We start from the raw sequence: 16,543 nt of genomic DNA, 5'->3' as shown, positions 1-16,543 counted from the left end.
GCTCCAGCGCCCGTCCGGCCCTTACCTGCTCGAGGGCATCATGGGTATTGCGGCGAATGAATTGTGTCAGTATGTGATCCGACCCACCCTGGTCTACCTGAACCGTCACTGCGCCAGCGCCGAAGCCTTGCTACTGGGGATCGCCGCCAGCCAGTCAGCACTCGGCTCAGCCCTGCACGACCGACGCGGGCACGGCCTTTACCGCATCGGCGAACATCGTCACCAGGCGCTCTGGGACGAATACCTGGCCCGTGACCCCGACCTGGCCAGCCTGGTCCGCGGCCTGGCCAGCCAGCACGCCTTCCTGGGTGGCCCGCACCTGGAGCTCACCGTCAACCTGCGCTATTCCACTGCCATTGCCTGGATGCTCATCGAAGAGCAGGCCACCCCATTGCCTGCGGCGGACGATCTACTGGCACTGGCGCGAATCTGGCGGCAGATTTTCAACCCCCAGGGTCGTCTGCGCGACTTCACCCACGCCTGGCATGCCTGCATAGATCAGAAATTGCCACAGGCATCTTGAGACGCGTCCTACAAGTAAACCGGAAAAAAGGGAATTTTGGTCGGATTGTCCTACAAAACCGCACTAACTCCTGCGATTGAGCCTATAGCGCGGCGCGTGATTTGTTGGTAGCTTTTCGCCCCGGAGACCCAAGGAGTTTTCTAATAATGAAAAAAGTAATGCTCAAAACCTCCCTCGGCGTAGCTGTTGCGCTTGCTTCCAGCCAACTGCTCGCCGCCGGGTTCGCGCTGAACGAACAAAGTATCAGCGGCATGGGAACCGGTTTTGCGGGGCGCTCGTCCTCTGCCGAAGATGCCAGCACTGTGTATGGCAACCCGGCCGGCATGTCCCGCCTCAAGCGCGAACAATTCACCGTGGGCGGCGCTGCCGTCATCGCCAAGACCGACATATCGGGCCCAGGCAGCAACTTCGGGGGGGAAACCGATGGTGACATGGTGCCTCTCGTTGGCGTACCCATGGGCTATTACGTCAAGCCGATTGATGATCACTGGAGCGTTGGCTTCGGCGTTTACGTGCCATATGGCCTGATCACCGACTACGGCAGCGATGACGCTGCACGCTACTGGGGCAAGAAGAGCAAGGTCGAGGTTGTCACCTTCCAGCCAACCGTCAGCTACGCCTTCAACGACAAAGTGTCGATCGGTTTTGGCCCGACTATCAACCGTATCAAGGGTGAACTGGGTTCGAACCTGAGCAGCAAGGCCCTCCTGGGGCCCAATGGCCCTGACGGCGAGACCAAGATCAAGGGCGACGACACTGCGATCGGTTACAACATCGGCGTTATGGTACAAGCTACGGACCGTACCCGTCTGGGCCTGACCTATCACTCGATGGTCGACTACAAGCTTGAAGGCAATACCCGCGTTTCCTACCCGATTCCACAGCTTGGCCTGAACGGCAAGTTCGACGCCAGCCTGAAAATCAAGACACCAGAGTCAGTGGACTTCTCGGTCACTCATGAACTGGATGACCATTGGACACTGTATGCGGGTAGCACCTGGACGCGCTGGAGCCGCCTGGAAAGCATCGTCGTCGAGAACGAAGCGCCGGCAGGCTACCCGTTGAAGACCATCACCGAAGAGCAGAACTGGCACGACACCTGGGCCCACGCCATTGGTGCGTCCTACAAGGTGAACAAGGAGTGGACCCTGCGCGCAGGCTTCTCCGTCGACCAGTCGCCCACCAACAACCATGATCGCTCGCCACGCATTCCGACTGGCGATCGTAAAGCGGTCAGCTTTGGTGCCGGCTGGAGCCCGAACGATGACATGACCATCGACGTTGCCTATTCGTATCTGTGGGAAGAGGATACCAAGGTCAACAACCTGCCAAGCTCGCAGCAACAAGGGCTGTTGAAAGGCAGCTACCAGGCCAAGTACGAGAACAGCGCTCACGGTATCGGTGCATCCCTCACCTACCGCTTCTGATTCCTGTGCGTGACATGAAAACCGCCCTCGTGGCGGTTTTTTTCATGCCTGCACTTGCCAGCTGTCGCCCAGGCATTCGCGCAGATAGTCCATGAATGCGCGCACCTTGGTGGTCATGGCAAAGCGATCGGCCAGGCACAGGTAGATGTCCATGGGCTCGGTCTGGGCGTAAGCCTGGCTGCTGTCGCAGTATTCGAACAGCGGCACCAAGGCCCCCGAGGCCAGGTGCGGCCGCACGATGAACTCGGCCAGACGGGTGATGCCACCATCGTGCAAGGCCATCTGGGTCAGGGCATCGATATCGTCGCTGATCAATACAGTGCCGAATTCCGCTTCGAAGCGCAGGCCGTCCCGCATGAAGCCCCAGCGCAAGAAGCGGCCATCCACCGGATAGCGAAACACCAGGCAACGGTGCCCGCGCAAGGCCTCGGGCGTGGCAGGTACGCCAGCACTTTGCAGGTATCCGGGTGAGGCACAACAAATGAACGGGATGCGGGCGATGCGCCGGGCCAACAGCTGGTCTTCGAGCTGCGGGGCAATGCGCAGGCTCACGTCAACGTCTTCACGGGCATGGTTGACCCGACGATCAGTCGTTACCAACTCTATCGAAAGTAAAGGGTAGCGGGCACTGAAAGCAGGAATCAATGGCGCCAGCACATGGCGGCCGAAGGCAGAGGTCGAGGCAATGCACAGCCGCCCCTGAGGCTCGCTGTCGGGTGTTGTCACTGCCTGTTCGGCCAGGGCCAGATCACGCTCGATATGCTTTACACGCTCGTAATACTGGGCGCCAGAGGGCGTCAGGGCCATGCTGCGTGTGGTTCGGCTGAGCAGGCGTACTTGCAGGTGACCTTCCAGCCGCGCCAGGTTCTGGCTGACGGCTGCCGGACTGAGGCCGAGAATACGGGCACCAGCAGCGATGCTACCGGCCTCGACCACCTTGATGAAGCAGCGAATGGCGTTGAGCAGGTCCATGGTGAGCGCTTGGATTCGTAAGAGTTTCTTTATAAAGAACTCAATGCTGCCGGTCTACAGCTGCAGGGGGCAGGTTGCTAATCTGCGCTTCCACTCAGCTTTCAGGAGTTCGCATGAGCAACCTGTCCCGGTCGCGCAGTCGACGTAAATTGCACCCCGTCGCTACTCCCTACGTTTTCGCGTTCTACATGTCGTCGATCATGGCGCTGTTGATGTGCTTCGTGATCACGGCGGCCAATGCCGGGTTTACCCCGGAGTATCTGGGCAATGTGCTCAAGGCCTATCAGCTGGCGATGCCGGTGGCATTTGTGTGTGTGCTGGTGGTCCGGCCGGTGGTGGTGCGGTTGGTGGCGATTACCGTGCATGCACGGTGAAGTCACCCGCAGCCAGCCACTTCCTGTTTTTGATCTTGATCCCGCGACTTCAGGAGGACGGCGTAAGGCCTACTGAAGTCGCAATCTGCGTCGCCTGAACTGCCTCGCGCTTAGACGCAAAAGCCGCAGCAAGCACAGCCTGGTTACTGCTGTGAGGCGATGGCCTTTTCGATAGCGGCGCGGAACGCAGGATCATCCGGTTTGGTCAGGCTGGAGAAGTTACCGATCACCTTGCCCTTGCGATCGACAACATACTTGTAGAAATTCCACTTCGGCGCACTGCTCTGGCTGGCCAGCTCCGCAAACAGCGGTATCGCATCCTTGCCCCGCACCGCCTGCGTCTTGGTCATGGTGAAGGTGACACCGTAGTTGGCATAGCAAACCTTGGCAGTCTTCTCACTGTCGGCGTCTTCCTGCTTGAAGTCATTGGACGGCACGCCGAGCATTTCCAGGCCTTGCTCGTGATATTCCTTGTACGTCGCCTCAAGCCCCTCGAACTGCGGGGCAAAACCGCAATAACTGGCAGTATTCACCACCACGAGCGGCTTGCCGGCAAAGCGCTCGCAGAGGTCGACCTGCCCCTTACCGCGCAATTCCGGCAGGCTGCCCTGCAACAACGCCGGGCAATCTGCAGCCCAGCTTGATGTACTGGCAAGCAGGGCCAGCACCGGCACCGTCAACCAATGTGCACGCATGACTCGTCTCTCCTGCATCGCTACCTTTGAACTTGCAGGGTAGCGCCTAACAAACACCCATGCCCAGTTGCATCAACGCCATCCCTCCCTGATGCCAGCCCCACCACACCAGTGCCAGCACCAGCAGCACGGCAATAGCCAACAGCCCGCGGACCAGGTAACGGTTCATGCAGCCTGTGCCTGCAGGCGTGAAACCGGGCGTTCGCGCACCGGCCAGTTAAGGGCAGCGGCCAACAAGCTGAGCAGGATGGAAATCTGCCAGACCAGGTCGTAGCTACCGGTGCGGTCATACACCACCCCACCCAGCCAGCCCCCCAGGAACGCACCCAACTGATGGAACAGGAACACGATACCGCCCAGCATGGACAGGTTGCGCACCCCGAACACCGTGGCCACGGTGCCATTGGTCAACGGAACCGTGGACAACCACAGCAGCCCCATGGCAATGCCGAACAGGTAAGCACTGAACTCGCTCACCGGCGCCCACAGGAACAGCACGATCACCACCGCACGCAGCAGGTACAACCCGGTCAGCAGGCGCGGCTTGGACATGCGCCCGCCCAACCAGCCAGCAGTGAAGGTACCGACGATGTTGAACAGGCCGACCAGCGCCAGCACTGTCGTACCGGTGGCCGCAGCCAGGTGCTGGTCAACCAGGTAGGCCGGCAGGTGAACGCCAATGAATACGACCTGGAAGCCACAGACAAAAAAGCCCAGCGCCAGCAACCAGAAGCCAGAGTGCGTGCACGCCTCGCGCAGCGCCTGGCCCAGGGTCTGCTCGGCACCGTGACTGGGTAACGGGCGATCGCGCAGCAGGCCGACGAAAGGCACGATGAACGCCACCAAAAGGCCCAGGACCAGCAACGCTGCCGACCAGCCCAGCCACTGAATCAGGCCTTGGGTGCCCGGCAACATGGCGAACTGACCGAATGACCCGGCGGCGCTGGCGATCCCCATGGCCATGCTGCGCTTTTCGGCCGGCACGGCACGCCCGACCACACCGAGAATGACCGAGAACGACGTGCCAGACAGGCCGATGCCGATCAGCAAGCCCGCACTCAGCGACAACGACCAAGGCGAATCAGCCAAGCCCATCAAGATCAAACCGACGGCATAGAGAATACCGCCGATGATGACCACCCGCGCCGCGCCAAGCCGGTCGGCCAAGGCGCCGGCGAACGGCTGCGCCAGGCCCCAGATCAGGTTCTGCAGGGCAATGGCGAAGGCAAACACCCCACGCCCCCAGCCGAAATCAGCACTCATCGGCCCCAGAAACAGGCCAAAGCCGTGCCGTACGCCCAGAGACAGCGCCAGTATCAAGGCCGCCCCCACCAACACCCATCCGCTGGTTCGCCACACCGAAGTCATTGTCGTTATCTCCAGCACATCGCAAGGTTTTGCGGGTATATACCCGCTTATAGTCGTTTCACTTCAGGCCAGTTGTTCCAGCAGTCGCACCAGTTCATCCCGCTGCCCCACCCCAAGCCGTTCAACCAGTTCTTTCTGGGCCTGCTCCCAGGCTGGGTGGGCAACGTGCAGCAGTTGCTTACCCGCCTCGGTCAACAGCACCACGCGGTTACGCTGGTCGTCGCCATCGCCCAGTGCTACCAGCCCATCCGCCTCCAGCACACGCAGGTTGCGGCCCAGGGTACTGCGCTCGAGCCCCATGGCTTCGGCCAGGGCTGTGATGCTGGGTCGGTCGAGCCGCTGCAGGTGCCGCAGCAGGGAAAACTGGGCGACATTGACCCCGAAGCCGGCAAGGGCTTCGTCGTAATGCCGGCTCACCCCGCGGGCGGCGCGACGTAGGTGGGTACAGATGCATTCACTGGTCAGCATGGATACGTGTATATACCCGCGTACTGAGTGTTGCAAGAAGTTTCACGAAAGAGTGAGAAGCGTCAGTCCGGGTTCAAGCGCCTGCGGATCGGTTCGAACTCAACCGTGGCCTTGCGCGCCAAGGGGTCTGGCGCGCCCTGCTCGACCGCCTGCCAGTAGCGCCACGGCACCTTCGCCGTGCCCAGCTCGTAGTCCATGCCATCCCAGTTGTCTTCACGAAAGCTATAGAACGCCCAGTGCAACCGGTTACGATCCAGCACGACGAGTACATCTTCAAGGTACTGCCGGCAACCCGGCAGCCTGCGCATGCAGCCAAACTCACCCACCACCAGGCGAGACAGCGGCAGCCCCATGGCCTCGGCCCATGCCAGCGGCTGGCGCAGGTAACGCTCAACTCGCCGCCCATCCCACAGCTGTGTCTGCCCGGCAAAAGGTACGAGGCCTGGATAGGCGATGGGCTGTTTGCGCGCCATATTCGGCGCACTGGTTGCGGCATAGGGCTCGTACATGTGCACGCTGTACAGCACTCGCGGGTCTTCCAGCGGCGCCGACCAGTAGCCGAACGCGTCTGCGCCTGCATACCAGCCGGCATCGACCATGATCGGCGTGTCAGTGTCTTCTTCGCGTATGGCTGCTATCAGTTGCCGGTACAGCAAGGGCAGATCGCGCGCACCGCCCTGCGCTTGCGCATACCACTGCTGCATCTGCCCGAGTTCGGCATGTTCAGCCAGGCCGCCCTGTTTCTCCGGTGCTGGCTCATTGATCAAGTTGTAGGCCGCGATGGCCGGATGACTTTTCAGTTCGCGCGCCATATCTCGCCAGAACGCCGCAGCCTGGGACCAGTAGCGTTTGTCTTGCCACAGGCGATCATCGAACTGGCCCTGGTTGTTTTGCGACCAGCGCATACCCGGTAGCGAGAGTGGCGCGATGACCACCTTGAGCCCCGCCTGGTGCGCCCGGTCGAGGGTGGCACGCAGCACAGCCAGGTCGGCGCCGGGCAGGCCTTCATAGGTATCGGCGCTGCCGAGGAGGAAATCACGTTTCACGGGTTGCCATTTGTCGTACGACAGCCGCACCCATGTGGCGCCGTACCCCCTCAGGGCATCGAAGTAGGCTTGATCGGGTGGCAGCCGGTTGAAGCTGTTGCCGCCGTGGCGTGGGGTGTCCCAGAACGCCATGAGGTCTGCAGCAGTGGCTGGGAGGGTGGACAGGACCAATAGACTGGCAAAGATCCAGTGACGCACGGGAAGCCTACCTGGTTGCTGGGGGGAGGCTGAGGATACGCCGGCAAGGAAGAGGCAGGCGCTTCCGGACCGTTTCTGGAAGTTACTGCCCCTCCACACCTATGGCGTGCTGCGAAAGCACCGCAAAGCAGCCGCTAAAGGGCCGTCCAGATCAAGCGCTCAAAGCCCCAGCGCCAACCCGAGCACGACGGCCAGCTCCAGCAGCTCCAGCAACGCACCGGCGGTATCACCGGTGGTCCCGCCCAGGCGCCGGCACATCAGATGCCGCAACCAGGCAAACACCGCCAGCGCCAGCAGCACGCTCCATCCGCCCAAGAAGAGGCAGAACAGCACACAAACCAGCAACACCCACCCCGCCGCGCGCCGGGGCAAATGTTCGGCCAACGCCTGGCCCAACCCGCCAGGTCGCACATAAGGTGTGCCAAGGAACAGGCCCAACATCGCCGCCCGCCCGATCAACGGCGCCAGCAGTAATTGCGCGCCGATGCCCTGCCCGACCAGCACCCACAATGCGCAAAACTTCAGCAACAACACCAAGACCAGGGTGACCACGGCAATCGGCCCACTGCGCGGGTCTTTCATGATCCGCAAGGTGCGCTCACGGTCGCCGAAACCACCTAGCCAGGCGTCGGCACTGTCCGCCAGGCCATCCAGGTGCAAGGCACCACTGAGCAGTACCCACAGTGTCAGCAGCAAAGCCGCGTGCAGCGGCGACGGCGTGCCCTGAAGCAGATGACTGGCCAACCACAGCAGCAAGCCGAACAGCAACCCGACCAGCGGGTAGTACAGCAGCGAATGCCCTACCTCACGCGGTGCCGGCATGCCCGCCAGGCTCACCGGCAGGCTGCTGAGAAATTGCAGGGCTATCCAGAACGGCAACATCTCAGGGCGCCTCGACCAGTTGCCCATCGCCACCTGGCAACAGCCGCATCAACGCGCCATGGCCCACCTCGACCTGCAGCAACTGCTCCCTGGGCAAGCCACGGGCACGGGCCAGTAACAGCCGCATGACGCCGCCATGGGTGACCAGCAGCACGCGCTTGCCGGCATGCTGAAGGCGCAAACGCTCGACAGCCGCCAGCACCCGTTCGGCAAACGCCTCGACCGGCTCGCCATTGGGCGGTGTGAAGGCGTAAGGGTCGGCCCAGAAACGGCCCAGTGCATCAGCCTGGTGCTCCATGATCTGCGCGGCACTTTGGCCCTCCCAATCACCGAAGTGCAGTTCCTGCAGGGCGGGCTCACGCTGCACAGGCAGGTTCAACTGCGCACCCAGCTCATCGGCAAAACGCCCACAACGTTGCAGCGGCGAGCTGACCAGCACCTGCCATGGGCCGCCGTCGGCCACCGCGCGGCGCATCTGTGCCCAGCCCTTGTCGGTCAAGGCATCATCAAGGCTGCCACGCAGGCCGCCTTGTTCCGTTTCACCATGGCGCAGCAAGTCGAGGATCATGCCGGGCGGTCCGCCACCGCGGCCTCGGCAAAGGTCGCCATCTGCCCATGCAGCGCACAGGCCAGGCGCAACAGCGGCACCGCCAAGGCAGCGCCACTGCCCTCACCCAGGCGCAAGCCCAAGGCCAGCAGGGGCTCGGCCTGCAGTGCAGCAAGCAAGGCCTTGTGCCCGGGCTCAGCGCCCTGATGAGCGAACAACAGCCAGGCCCGACACTGCGGGTTGAGGCGCACTGCCACGAGCGCAGCGACACTGCAGATAAAGCCATCCACCAGCACCGCGACACCCGCCTGCGCACAACCTATGTAGGCACCGACCAACGCCGCGATCTCGAAACCGCCAACACAGCCCAGTACCTGCAACGGGTCTTCAGCACGCAGGCCATGCAGGCGCAGCGCCCTCTCGATGACTTCAGCCTTGTGCTGTACCCCGGCGTTGTCCAGGCCAGTGCCAGGGCCACTCAGCTCCGACGCCGGACACCCCAGCAGAACACTGGCCAAGGCTGCGGCGGCTGTGGTGTTACCAATGCCCATCTCGCCACCGATGAACAGCTGTGCGCCCTGTTCGGCGGCGCGCTGGGCACTGTCGCGACCAGCCTGCAAGGCCGCTTGCAGCTGGTTTTCGGTCATCGCGGGTTGACGGGCAAAGTTGGCAGTACCGGTGCCCAGGCGCAGATGACGCACGCCGGGCAGCTCCAACTGCGCGTCAATGGTGCCCAGGTCGACTACGTCCAGGCTGGCCTGCAGTTGCCGCGCCAGCACACTGATCGCCGCGCCCCCGCCGACGAAGTTACATAGCATCTGCCCGGTTACCGCCTGCGGATAGGCCGAGATGCCCTCTTCGACCACGCCGTGGTCGCCGGCAAAAATGGTGATGGCAACCTGATCCAGCGTGGGTCGTTCAAGCCCCTGAAGGCCAGCCAGCTGAATCGCCAGCGCTTCAAGTTGGCCGAGCGAGCCTGCAGGTTTGGTCAGTTGCTGCTGACGGGCGCGGGCCTGGTCCATGGCGGCGTTGTCGAGGGGTTGGCAGGCGTCACGCCACCAGGCTTGGGTCATAGTGCAGGTCCTTTGAGGATTAAGGGCAGGCCGGCCACGGTCAGCACGACACGCTGACAGCGTTCGGCCACTGCCTGGTGCAGCCAGCCGGCCAGGTCGACATAGCGCCGGGTCAGCTCGCCCATGGGCACGACGCCCAGGCCGGTTTCGTTACTGACCAGGATAAGGGTGCCAGGTAACTGTTCCAGGCACGCCAGCAGGGCATCACGCTCCTCGGCCAGGCGCTGGTCATCTTCCAGCATCAACAAATTGGTCAGCCACAGGGTCAGGCAATCCACCAGCAGGCAGCGCCCTTCGGCCGCTTCGGCGCGCAGTACCGCGGCCAGGGCCAAGGGCTCTTCGATCAACCCCCAGTCATCCGGCCGGCGCTGACGATGCAGCAACACGCGTTCGTTCATTTCGCCATCCAGCGGCTGGCTGGTGGCGATGTAGGTCACCGGCAAGCCGCTGGCACTGGCCAACTGTTCGGCCAGGCGGCTTTTGCCAGACCGGGCGCCACCGAGAATCAGGTTACGCATGTCAGGCTACCCCACACAGTTGGCGCAACTGCGCGGTGTCCAGGTGCTTCTCCACCAGATCGGCCAGGCGCTCGATGTCGTGTTCGCGCAACGCTTCGTAGTCGATAGCCTGCACATCCTCCAGCCCGGCCCAGCGCAATAGCGCGGCACACGACTGGCTGCCTTCGAACAGGCCATGCAGGTAGGTGGCGAGGATCTGGCCATCGACACTGACAGCGCCATCATGGCGGCCATCAGCCAGTTGGACCGCGGGTTGCGCCAGCGCAGGCCCCGTCGTAACGCCAGCATGAATTTCATAACCGGTTACCGTTGCCGCTTCAAGGCTCAGCGTGCCGGCCACATTGCGCAGTTGCTTCTCGGCTTCGAGCACCGTGGCATAGTCGAGCAGGCCGAGCCCCTGGCTAGAGCCTGCGGCCCCCTCCAGCCCCAGCGGGTCATGCACTTCCCGCCCCAGCATCTGCAGGCCACCGCAGATACCGATCAGCTTGCCGCCATAGCGCAGGTGCCGCTCGATGGCCTTGTCCCAACCGCGCTCGCGCAGTTGTGCCAAGTCGCCCCGCACGCTCTTGGAGCCCGGCAAGATGATGAGGTCGGCAGCCGGAATCGGCTGGCCAGGGCCGATGAACTGCAAGTCCACCTGCGGGTGCAGGCGCAGCGGGTCGAAATCGGTGTGGTTACTGATACGCGGCAGCACTGGCACGATCACCTTGAGCACGCGCGCGTGCTTGACGCCTTGACGCACATCGATACCGTCTTCGGCTTCCAGGTGCAGGTCGGTAACGTAAGGCAGTACGCCCAGTACCGGTTTGCCGGTGCGTTGTTCCAGCCAGTCCAGCCCTGGCTGCAGCAGGGCGATATCGCCACGGAAGCGGTTGATGACAAAACCTTTGACTCGCGCCTGTTCAGTGGTCGACAGCAATTCCAGCGTGCCCACCAGATGGGCGAACACACCACCGCGGTTGATGTCGGCCACCAGGATCACCGGGCAGTCCACCGCTTCGGCAAAGCCCATGTTGGCGATATCGCCGGCACGCAGGTTGATCTCTGCCGGCGACCCCGCACCCTCGACCATGACCACCGGGTACGCGGCACTCAGGCGTTGGTGAGACGCCAGCACCGCTTGCATGGCCGTGGTTTTATAGTCGTGGTAGGCCACTGCATTCATGCTGGTGACCGCCCGACCGTGGATGATGACCTGGGCGCCGGTATCGCTGTTGGGCTTGAGCAGCACCGGGTTCATGTCGGTGTGCGGTTGTAGCCGGCAGGCCTGGGCCTGCACCGCCTGGGCACGGCCGATTTCCCCGCCATCAGCCGTCACCGCGCTGTTCAGCGCCATGTTCTGTGGCTTGAAGGGCACCACAGCGACGCCCTGGCGCAACAGCCAGCGGCACAACGCGGTCACCAGTGTGCTCTTGCCTGCGTCGGAGGTGGTGCCTTGCACCATGAGGGTCGTCATGCCGTTTCCTTCTGATAAGCCGCCAGGGCCTGGGCCAGGCGCTGTTCGTCCGCCGCGCAAGCAGGCAACCCCAGGCGCACGGCTGCTGGCTGTTCGAACAGCCGTACCAGGATGCCGCGCCGGGCGAGAAATTCATGCAGGCGTGCAGCGTGCTCGCTACGCACGTACTGGAACAGGTCGCAGCCACCACTAGGCGCCAGGCCGGCAATGCGCAACACGTGCGCAAGCCGCTGGCCGGCAGCAGCACAGCGTTCGGCCTGCGCGCGCTGGGCAGTTTGATCGGTCAGGCTGGCCTGGGCCAGCACCCGGGTCGGGCCGTTGACGGTCCAGGGGCCGAGCAGCTCGGCCAGGCGCAGCAGCAAGCTGTGTTCGGCGGCAACGAAGCCCAGGCGCACGCCGGCCAAGCCGAAGAACTTGCCAAACGAGCGCAGCACGATCAGCCCCGGGCGTTCGGCGCAGTCCACCACGCTGTCCGCCGGGGTGTTGTCCATGAATGCTTCGTCGACCAGCAGCCAACCACCGCGGGCAGCCAGGCGAGCATGCCAAGCCAGCAGACGTTCACGCGACACCCGTTGGCCGGTCGGGTTGTTGGGGTTCACCAGCACCAGCACATCGAGGCCGTCGAGCGCAGCCTCAACTTGCGCCTCATCCAGCGCCAGCAGTTGGTGCCCCGCCCGTTGCCAGGCATAGGGGTGTTCGGCATAGCACGGCGTCAGCACGCCAACCCGGGCCGTTGTACGCAGCAGCGGCAAGGCCTGGATAGCGGCCTGGGAGCCGGCTACCGGCAGCAACTGGCGGGCGCCGTAATACGCGCGCGCGGCGTCCTCCAGGCCGTCCTCGGTTTCTGGCAGGCGGGCCCAGGCGTCGACGGGAATCGGCGGGACAGGAAATGGCCAGGGCGCAATGCCGCTGGACAGGTCGAGCCACTGCTCACGGGCAATACCGTATTGCTGCACCGCGCGTAACAGGCGGCCACCATGTTCAAGCATTGATATAGGCCCCCAGGCAAATCATCAGCAGCCACAGCCACACGCCGCGCTGCACCAGCTGCCAGCCGCGCTCGATGGCATCGGCATCGGCCACTGGCCCCTCGCCCAGACGCGGCCGCTCATGCAGTTCGCCGTGGTACACCGCCGGGCCACCAAGCTCGACGCCCAGCGCGCCGGCGCCGGCAGCCATCACCGGCCCGGCGTTGGGGCTGTCCCACAGCGGGCCCTGTTTGCGCCAGCAGGCCAGGGCCAGACGGGTCTTGCCCAACAGGGCATAAGTCAGGGCCACCAGCCTTGCAGGTATGTAGTTGAGCACATCGTCGATGCGCGCCGCGCACCAGCCAAAGCGCTCGAAACGTTCGTTACGGTAGCCCCACATGGCATCCAGCGTGTTGCTCAGGCGGTACAGCACCACGCCTGGCGCACCGGCCACCACAAACCAGAACAACGCGGCGAACACTGCATCGCTGCCGTTCTCCAGCACCGACTCGGTCGCCGCTCGGGCCACTGCTGGCTCGTCCAGTTCGCGCGTTTCGCGGCTGACCAGGTAGCCAACGCGGTGCCGCGCCTCCGCCAGGTCGCCCTGGCGCAAGGCGTTGGCCACCGGCAGCACATGCTCGCCCAGGCTGCGCAGCCCCACGGCGCAGTAAAGCGCCAGCACGTCAACCAGCCAGCCAATATACGGCAGCCACGAAAGGACCAGCGCCACCAGGGTCAGCGGCACCACCGCCAGAAACCACGCGCTCACGCCGTGGCTGCGCCAGCCGCGCCCGCCCGCATTCAGGCGGCGCTCCAGGGTGCCGGCCATGTTGCCGAACGCCACCAAGGGGTGGCGCCGCTGTGGTTCGCCCAGCAAAGCGTCCAGGGCCACCCCGGCCACGGTCAGCAAGGCCACGCTCATTGACGCTCTCCCCATTGGTTTTCGTAAAGCATTTCACTCAGGGGCCGCTCTTCGGCCCAGCTTTCCTGCACCAACATCGGCACCGGATAGAACGCGGCGACCGGCCCAAGGCACAGTACCGCCACCGGCTTGGCCCCGGCGGGCATGCCCAGCAGCGCGGCCAACGCCTGCGGGTCGAACAGCGACACCCAGCCCATGCCCAGCCCTTCGCCACGCGCGGCCAGCCACAGGTTCTGGATGGCACAGGCCAGCGAGGCCAGGTCCATCTCCGGCAGGGTGCGGCGGCCGAAGATGTGAGGCTCGCGGTTGTCCATCAAGGCCGCCACCAGCAGCTCGGCACAATCGTTTATGCCCTCCACCTTCAATTTCATGAAGGCATCGGATCGCTCGCCCAACGCCTCGGCCGTGCGTACCCGCTCCGCCTCCACCAAGGCCTGGATGCGCCCGCGCAGGTCACGCTGGGTGATGCGGATAAAGCGCCACGGCTGCATAAGCCCGACACTGGGCGCCTGATGCGCGGCCGCCAGCAAGCGGCCAAGCAGCTCGGGCGCCACCTGGCCACCCGCAAAATGGCGCATGTCGCGGCGCTCGCCGATGGCCCGGTAAATGGCGGCGCGCTCGGCGTCGCTATAGGCGTGATCATTCATGGTCGCAACAGTGCCGCCGCCGCATCCGGGCAGGAAGGGAAATAGAAGTGCACGTAAGAGGCCGTGAGCCGGCCCAGACGATAAACCGCCTCGTTGCCACGCCCGCCGTTGGGGCTCAGACCTCGGGCAATCGGTTCCAGCGCAGTGCTGGTCAGCGAATGGTGATAGGTGTGACCGCGCAAGGTCCCCTCCGGCAGCTCCACCGCCTGCAGCGCCAGGGCGGCCAGGCGCTTCTGCATGGTCGCCTCACCCGGCAGCAGGCCGAGCAGTTCGGCACGTTCACCGGCCACGTCAGTCAGGGCATCGAGCAGGTAAAGCATGCCGCCGCACTCGGCCAGCAATGGCTTGCCCTGCGCGTGGTGGGCGCGGATCGCCTCGCACATCGGTGCGTTGGCGGCCAGCGCATGGTGATGCAGCTCAGGATAACCACCCGGCAGATACAGGCTGTCGACCGCCGGCAGTTCGTGGTCGTGCAGCGGCGAGAAGAACACCAGCTGGGCACCCTGGTTGCGCAACAGGTCGAGGTTAGCGCCATACGTGAAGGCGAACGCCTCGTCCCGCGCCACGCCAATGCGCACACCGGCCAGCGTAGCAACACAGGCTTGCGGTTCAGGCTCGGCAAAGCTGACTGGCGGCGGCAACGCCGCATCGCAACTGGCGCCCAACGCTTCGGCGGCAGCGTCCAGGCGGGTGTCCAGGTCATTCAGCTCGCTGGCCTGCACCAGGCCCAGGTGGCGGCTGGGCAGTTCGATGCCGCGTTCGCGGGACAAGCCGCCATACCAGCGCAAGCCCTCGGTCAGGCTGCCTTCGAGCAGTTGCGCATGACGCAGGCTGCCTACCCGATTGGCCAGCACGCCGGCGAACGGCAGATCGGCCTGGTACCGCGCCAGGCCCAGGGCCAGGGCACCGAAGGTCTGGGCCATGGCTGTGCCGTCGATCACCGCCAGCACCGGCACGCCAAAGTGGCGCGCCAGGTCAGCGCTTGACGGGGTGCCGTCGAACAGCCCCATCACCCCTTCGATGAGGATCAGGTCAGCCTCGCCAGCAGCTTCCCACAGCAGCCGACGGCTTTCCTCGGCACCGATCATCCACAGGTCCAGCTGATACACCGGCGCGCCACTGGCCCGTTCGAGAATCATCGGGTCAAGAAAGTCGGGCCCGCATTTGAACACCCGCACCTTGCGCCCGAGGTTGTGGTGCAGGCGGGCCAACGCAGCAGTGACGGTAGTCTTGCCCTGGCCTGAGGCGGGTGCCGCGATCAACACGGCGGGGCAGTGGCGCGATCGACTCACAGTTCGACGCCCTTCTGTGCGCGGATACCGGCCTGGAAGGCGTGCTTGAGCATGCCCATTTCGGTCACGGTGTCGGCCAGTTCGATCATCTCAGGCTTCGCAGCGCGGCCAGTGACAATCACATGCTGCATGGGCGGGCGGGCCTGAATGTCGGACAGTACCTGGTCCAGGTCGAGGTAGCCATGTTTGAGGGCGATGTTGAGCTCGTCCAGCACCACGAACTGTACACCTGGGTCCTGCAGCAACTGGCGCGACACCGCCCAGGCGGCTTGCGCAGCGGCGATGTCACGCTGGCGGTCCTGGGTTTCCCAGGTAAAGCCCTCGCCCATCACGTGGTAGCGCACCTGTTCGGGGAAGCGGCGGAAGAACAGCTCCTCGCCGGTGCTGTTGCGGCCCTTGATGAACTGCACCACACCGCATTGCATGCCGTGGCCCAAGGCGCGCGCGAGCATGCCGAAGGCCGAACTGCTCTTGCCCTTGCCATTGCCGGTCAGCACCAGCAGCAGGCCGCATTCGTTAGGGGAATTGGCGATGCGTTCGTCGATGACCGCCTTCTTGCGCTGCATGCGCGCCAGGTGGCGTTCGTCGCGTTCGGTGGAATCGCTCATCAGGGTTCTCCGCTGGCTGGCACCACGGCAATGCGCGGCGACAGGTAATAGGCAGGCAAACGGAGAACGCGCAGAGGCCATGGCTGGGCGCCACGGTGCACCGCGCATCACCCTCCGTGATGCCGTTGGCAGTATCAGGCCGGTCTCCGGGCTTGTGAGTGGGCCTTGGCCCTGGCCTGCGCGCCTTCCCGGATGCTGGCATCCAGTGGCCCTGCGCGGCCTTTTACTCATCCACCGTTGCGGGGGCAGCGCCGGAATCGCGCCATGCTGGCGCCCACCGGCTTCCCAGTTTCACCCTGCCCAGTCGGGGCTGGCAGGGCACCTGAAACACGCCGCGAAGGTTAGAGGGTTGCACCGGGAGCGTCAATCGAAGCGGGTGATGCCGCCAAAGTATGCGCGACTTCAATGAGGCCGGCGCGAGGCCAACTGAAGCCGGCCAAGGCGGGATACCGGTGGCCGACGATGGCGGCAATGTGATTTTGGCGGGTGGGCGTAGCCCCCTGAATCTCGGCAGCCTGTAGCGGCCCCAAGCTCAACGGGACCGCTTACAGGCATGGAT

Annotated in this window: 19 protein-coding genes and 1 riboswitch; of the genes, 3 read left to right on the top strand and 16 right to left on the bottom strand. The window is 64.1% G+C overall.

What is annotated here, in order from left to right:
- The first annotated feature begins 40 nt into the window (after window positions 1-40).
- Entirely contained in the window at window positions 41-523 is a 483-nt protein-coding gene (locus tag V6093_RS23935; protein WP_003252489.1) for a hypothetical protein, read from the top strand.
- Between the two features lie 146 nt (window positions 524-669).
- Window positions 670-1,950, top strand: a complete 1,281-nt coding sequence (locus V6093_RS23930; protein ID WP_003252486.1) for an OmpP1/FadL family transporter — start codon at window positions 670-672, stop codon at window positions 1,948-1,950.
- A 42-nt stretch (window positions 1,951-1,992) separates the two neighbouring features.
- Here the strand turns inward: V6093_RS23930 and V6093_RS23925 are convergent, their stop codons facing one another.
- Complete coding sequence (locus V6093_RS23925) at window positions 1,993-2,922, bottom strand: LysR family transcriptional regulator (protein ID WP_010952741.1); 930 nt, start codon at window positions 2,920-2,922, stop codon at window positions 1,993-1,995.
- A 113-nt stretch (window positions 2,923-3,035) separates the two neighbouring features.
- On the opposite strand from V6093_RS23925, the gene V6093_RS23920 reads away from it, so the two are divergent.
- Complete coding sequence (locus V6093_RS23920) at window positions 3,036-3,296, top strand: DUF2798 domain-containing protein (RefSeq protein ID WP_070096274.1); 261 nt, start codon at window positions 3,036-3,038, stop codon at window positions 3,294-3,296.
- Window positions 3,297-3,439: 143 nt separating this feature from the next.
- Here V6093_RS23920 and V6093_RS23915 read toward each other — a convergent pair whose 3' ends face one another.
- The 15 genes from V6093_RS23915 to cobO all read right to left on the bottom strand — a co-directional run bounded on the left by V6093_RS23915 (window position 3,440) and on the right by cobO (window position 15,984).
- The gene (locus tag V6093_RS23915) at window positions 3,440-3,991 is read right to left on the bottom strand and encodes a glutathione peroxidase (RefSeq protein ID WP_003252479.1); all 552 of its coding nucleotides are present in this window, start codon (window positions 3,989-3,991) and stop codon (window positions 3,440-3,442) included.
- A 46-nt stretch (window positions 3,992-4,037) separates the two neighbouring features.
- Complete coding sequence (locus V6093_RS23910; protein ID WP_003252477.1) at window positions 4,038-4,160, bottom strand: hypothetical protein; 123 nt, start codon at window positions 4,158-4,160, stop codon at window positions 4,038-4,040.
- Window positions 4,157-5,359: an MFS transporter gene (locus V6093_RS23905; RefSeq protein ID WP_003252475.1), complete on the bottom strand. Its 1,203-nt coding sequence runs from the start codon at window positions 5,357-5,359 to the stop codon at window positions 4,157-4,159. Before V6093_RS23905 ends, V6093_RS23910 begins: the two co-directional genes overlap by 4 nt.
- A 63-nt stretch (window positions 5,360-5,422) precedes the next feature.
- A complete protein-coding gene (locus V6093_RS23900; RefSeq protein ID WP_003252473.1) occupies window positions 5,423-5,827 on the bottom strand; it encodes a MarR family winged helix-turn-helix transcriptional regulator in 405 nt (134 codons plus the stop codon).
- Between the two features lie 62 nt (window positions 5,828-5,889).
- Window positions 5,890-7,005 (bottom strand): glycoside hydrolase family 5 protein, encoded by a 1,116-nt coding sequence (locus tag V6093_RS23895; protein ID WP_265979707.1) that lies wholly within the window; start codon window positions 7,003-7,005, stop codon window positions 5,890-5,892.
- A gap of 225 nt (window positions 7,006-7,230) precedes the next feature.
- On the bottom strand, window positions 7,231-7,953 hold the full coding sequence (locus V6093_RS23890; RefSeq protein ID WP_265979579.1) for an adenosylcobinamide-GDP ribazoletransferase: 723 nt from the start codon (window positions 7,951-7,953) through the stop codon (window positions 7,231-7,233).
- Between the two features lies 1 nt (window position 7,954).
- A complete protein-coding gene (locus V6093_RS23885; protein WP_265979581.1) occupies window positions 7,955-8,521 on the bottom strand; it encodes a histidine phosphatase family protein in 567 nt (188 codons plus the stop codon).
- On the bottom strand, window positions 8,518-9,573 hold the full coding sequence (gene cobT, locus V6093_RS23880) for a nicotinate-nucleotide--dimethylbenzimidazole phosphoribosyltransferase (protein WP_004575327.1): 1,056 nt from the start codon (window positions 9,571-9,573) through the stop codon (window positions 8,518-8,520). Before cobT ends, V6093_RS23885 begins: the two co-directional genes overlap by 4 nt.
- Window positions 9,570-10,091 (bottom strand): bifunctional adenosylcobinamide kinase/adenosylcobinamide-phosphate guanylyltransferase, encoded by a 522-nt coding sequence (cobU, locus tag V6093_RS23875; protein WP_003252463.1) that lies wholly within the window; start codon window positions 10,089-10,091, stop codon window positions 9,570-9,572. Before cobU ends, cobT begins: the two co-directional genes overlap by 4 nt.
- 1 nt (window position 10,092) lies before the next feature.
- Window positions 10,093-11,547 carry a cobyric acid synthase gene (locus V6093_RS23870; protein ID WP_054888946.1) on the bottom strand — a complete coding sequence of 485 codons (1,455 nt, stop codon included), beginning with the start codon at window positions 11,545-11,547 and terminating at the stop codon, window positions 10,093-10,095.
- Window positions 11,544-12,536: a threonine-phosphate decarboxylase CobD gene (gene cobD / locus V6093_RS23865; RefSeq protein ID WP_265979583.1), complete on the bottom strand. Its 993-nt coding sequence runs from the start codon at window positions 12,534-12,536 to the stop codon at window positions 11,544-11,546. The genes V6093_RS23870 and cobD overlap by 4 nt, the downstream gene beginning before the upstream one ends.
- A complete protein-coding gene (gene cbiB, locus V6093_RS23860; protein ID WP_003252455.1) occupies window positions 12,529-13,437 on the bottom strand; it encodes an adenosylcobinamide-phosphate synthase CbiB in 909 nt (302 codons plus the stop codon). Before cbiB ends, cobD begins: the two co-directional genes overlap by 8 nt.
- Window positions 13,434-14,084 (bottom strand): 5,6-dimethylbenzimidazole synthase, encoded by a 651-nt coding sequence (gene bluB / locus V6093_RS23855; RefSeq protein WP_003252453.1) that lies wholly within the window; start codon window positions 14,082-14,084, stop codon window positions 13,434-13,436. The genes cbiB and bluB overlap by 4 nt, the downstream gene beginning before the upstream one ends.
- Complete coding sequence (locus V6093_RS23850) at window positions 14,081-15,376, bottom strand: cobyrinate a,c-diamide synthase (protein WP_406669631.1); 1,296 nt, start codon at window positions 15,374-15,376, stop codon at window positions 14,081-14,083. The genes bluB and V6093_RS23850 overlap by 4 nt, the downstream gene beginning before the upstream one ends.
- Complete coding sequence (gene cobO / locus V6093_RS23845) at window positions 15,373-15,984, bottom strand: cob(I)yrinic acid a,c-diamide adenosyltransferase (protein WP_003252448.1); 612 nt, start codon at window positions 15,982-15,984, stop codon at window positions 15,373-15,375. The genes V6093_RS23850 and cobO overlap by 4 nt, the downstream gene beginning before the upstream one ends.
- A gap of 119 nt (window positions 15,985-16,103) precedes the next feature.
- Window positions 16,104-16,325: riboswitch (cobalamin riboswitch) on the bottom strand.
- Window positions 16,326-16,543: the final 218 nt, after the last annotated feature.

The sequence above is a fragment of the Pseudomonas putida group bacterium ESBL64 genome, assembly GCF_045277175.1.
GTDB classification, from domain to species: domain Bacteria; phylum Pseudomonadota; class Gammaproteobacteria; order Pseudomonadales; family Pseudomonadaceae; genus Aquipseudomonas; species Aquipseudomonas alloputida.
Note: the sequence above shows the minus strand (reverse complement) of the source record. Positions and strands in the feature narration are given on the sequence as shown.

What these genes read in the sequence shown, in the direction of transcription:
- V6093_RS23935 (WP_003252489.1), top strand. Translation starts at nt 41, where the DNA reads ATGGGTATTGCGGCGAATGAATTGTGTCAGTATGTGATCCGACCCACC.
- V6093_RS23930 (WP_003252486.1), top strand. Translation starts at nt 670, where the DNA reads ATGAAAAAAGTAATGCTCAAAACCTCCCTCGGCGTAGCTGTTGCGCTT.
- V6093_RS23925 (WP_010952741.1), bottom strand. Translation starts at nt 2,922, where the DNA reads ATGGACCTGCTCAACGCCATTCGCTGCTTCATCAAGGTGGTCGAGGCC.
- V6093_RS23920 (WP_070096274.1), top strand. Translation starts at nt 3,036, where the DNA reads ATGAGCAACCTGTCCCGGTCGCGCAGTCGACGTAAATTGCACCCCGTC.
- V6093_RS23915 (WP_003252479.1), bottom strand. Translation starts at nt 3,991, where the DNA reads ATGCGTGCACATTGGTTGACGGTGCCGGTGCTGGCCCTGCTTGCCAGT.
- V6093_RS23910 (WP_003252477.1), bottom strand. Translation starts at nt 4,160, where the DNA reads ATGAACCGTTACCTGGTCCGCGGGCTGTTGGCTATTGCCGTGCTGCTG.
- V6093_RS23905 (WP_003252475.1), bottom strand. Translation starts at nt 5,359, where the DNA reads ATGACTTCGGTGTGGCGAACCAGCGGATGGGTGTTGGTGGGGGCGGCC.
- V6093_RS23900 (WP_003252473.1), bottom strand. Translation starts at nt 5,827, where the DNA reads ATGCTGACCAGTGAATGCATCTGTACCCACCTACGTCGCGCCGCCCGC.
- V6093_RS23895 (WP_265979707.1), bottom strand. Translation starts at nt 7,005, where the DNA reads ATGGCGTTCTGGGACACCCCACGCCACGGCGGCAACAGCTTCAACCGG.
- V6093_RS23890 (WP_265979579.1), bottom strand. Translation starts at nt 7,953, where the DNA reads ATGTTGCCGTTCTGGATAGCCCTGCAATTTCTCAGCAGCCTGCCGGTG.
- V6093_RS23885 (WP_265979581.1), bottom strand. Translation starts at nt 8,521, where the DNA reads ATGATCCTCGACTTGCTGCGCCATGGTGAAACGGAACAAGGCGGCCTG.
- cobT (WP_004575327.1), bottom strand. Translation starts at nt 9,573, where the DNA reads ATGACCCAAGCCTGGTGGCGTGACGCCTGCCAACCCCTCGACAACGCC.
- cobU (WP_003252463.1), bottom strand. Translation starts at nt 10,091, where the DNA reads ATGCGTAACCTGATTCTCGGTGGCGCCCGGTCTGGCAAAAGCCGCCTG.
- V6093_RS23870 (WP_054888946.1), bottom strand. Translation starts at nt 11,547, where the DNA reads ATGACGACCCTCATGGTGCAAGGCACCACCTCCGACGCAGGCAAGAGC.
- cobD (WP_265979583.1), bottom strand. Translation starts at nt 12,536, where the DNA reads ATGCTTGAACATGGTGGCCGCCTGTTACGCGCGGTGCAGCAATACGGT.
- cbiB (WP_003252455.1), bottom strand. Translation starts at nt 13,437, where the DNA reads ATGAGCGTGGCCTTGCTGACCGTGGCCGGGGTGGCCCTGGACGCTTTG.
- bluB (WP_003252453.1), bottom strand. Translation starts at nt 14,084, where the DNA reads ATGAATGATCACGCCTATAGCGACGCCGAGCGCGCCGCCATTTACCGG.
- cobO (WP_003252448.1), bottom strand. Translation starts at nt 15,984, where the DNA reads ATGAGCGATTCCACCGAACGCGACGAACGCCACCTGGCGCGCATGCAG.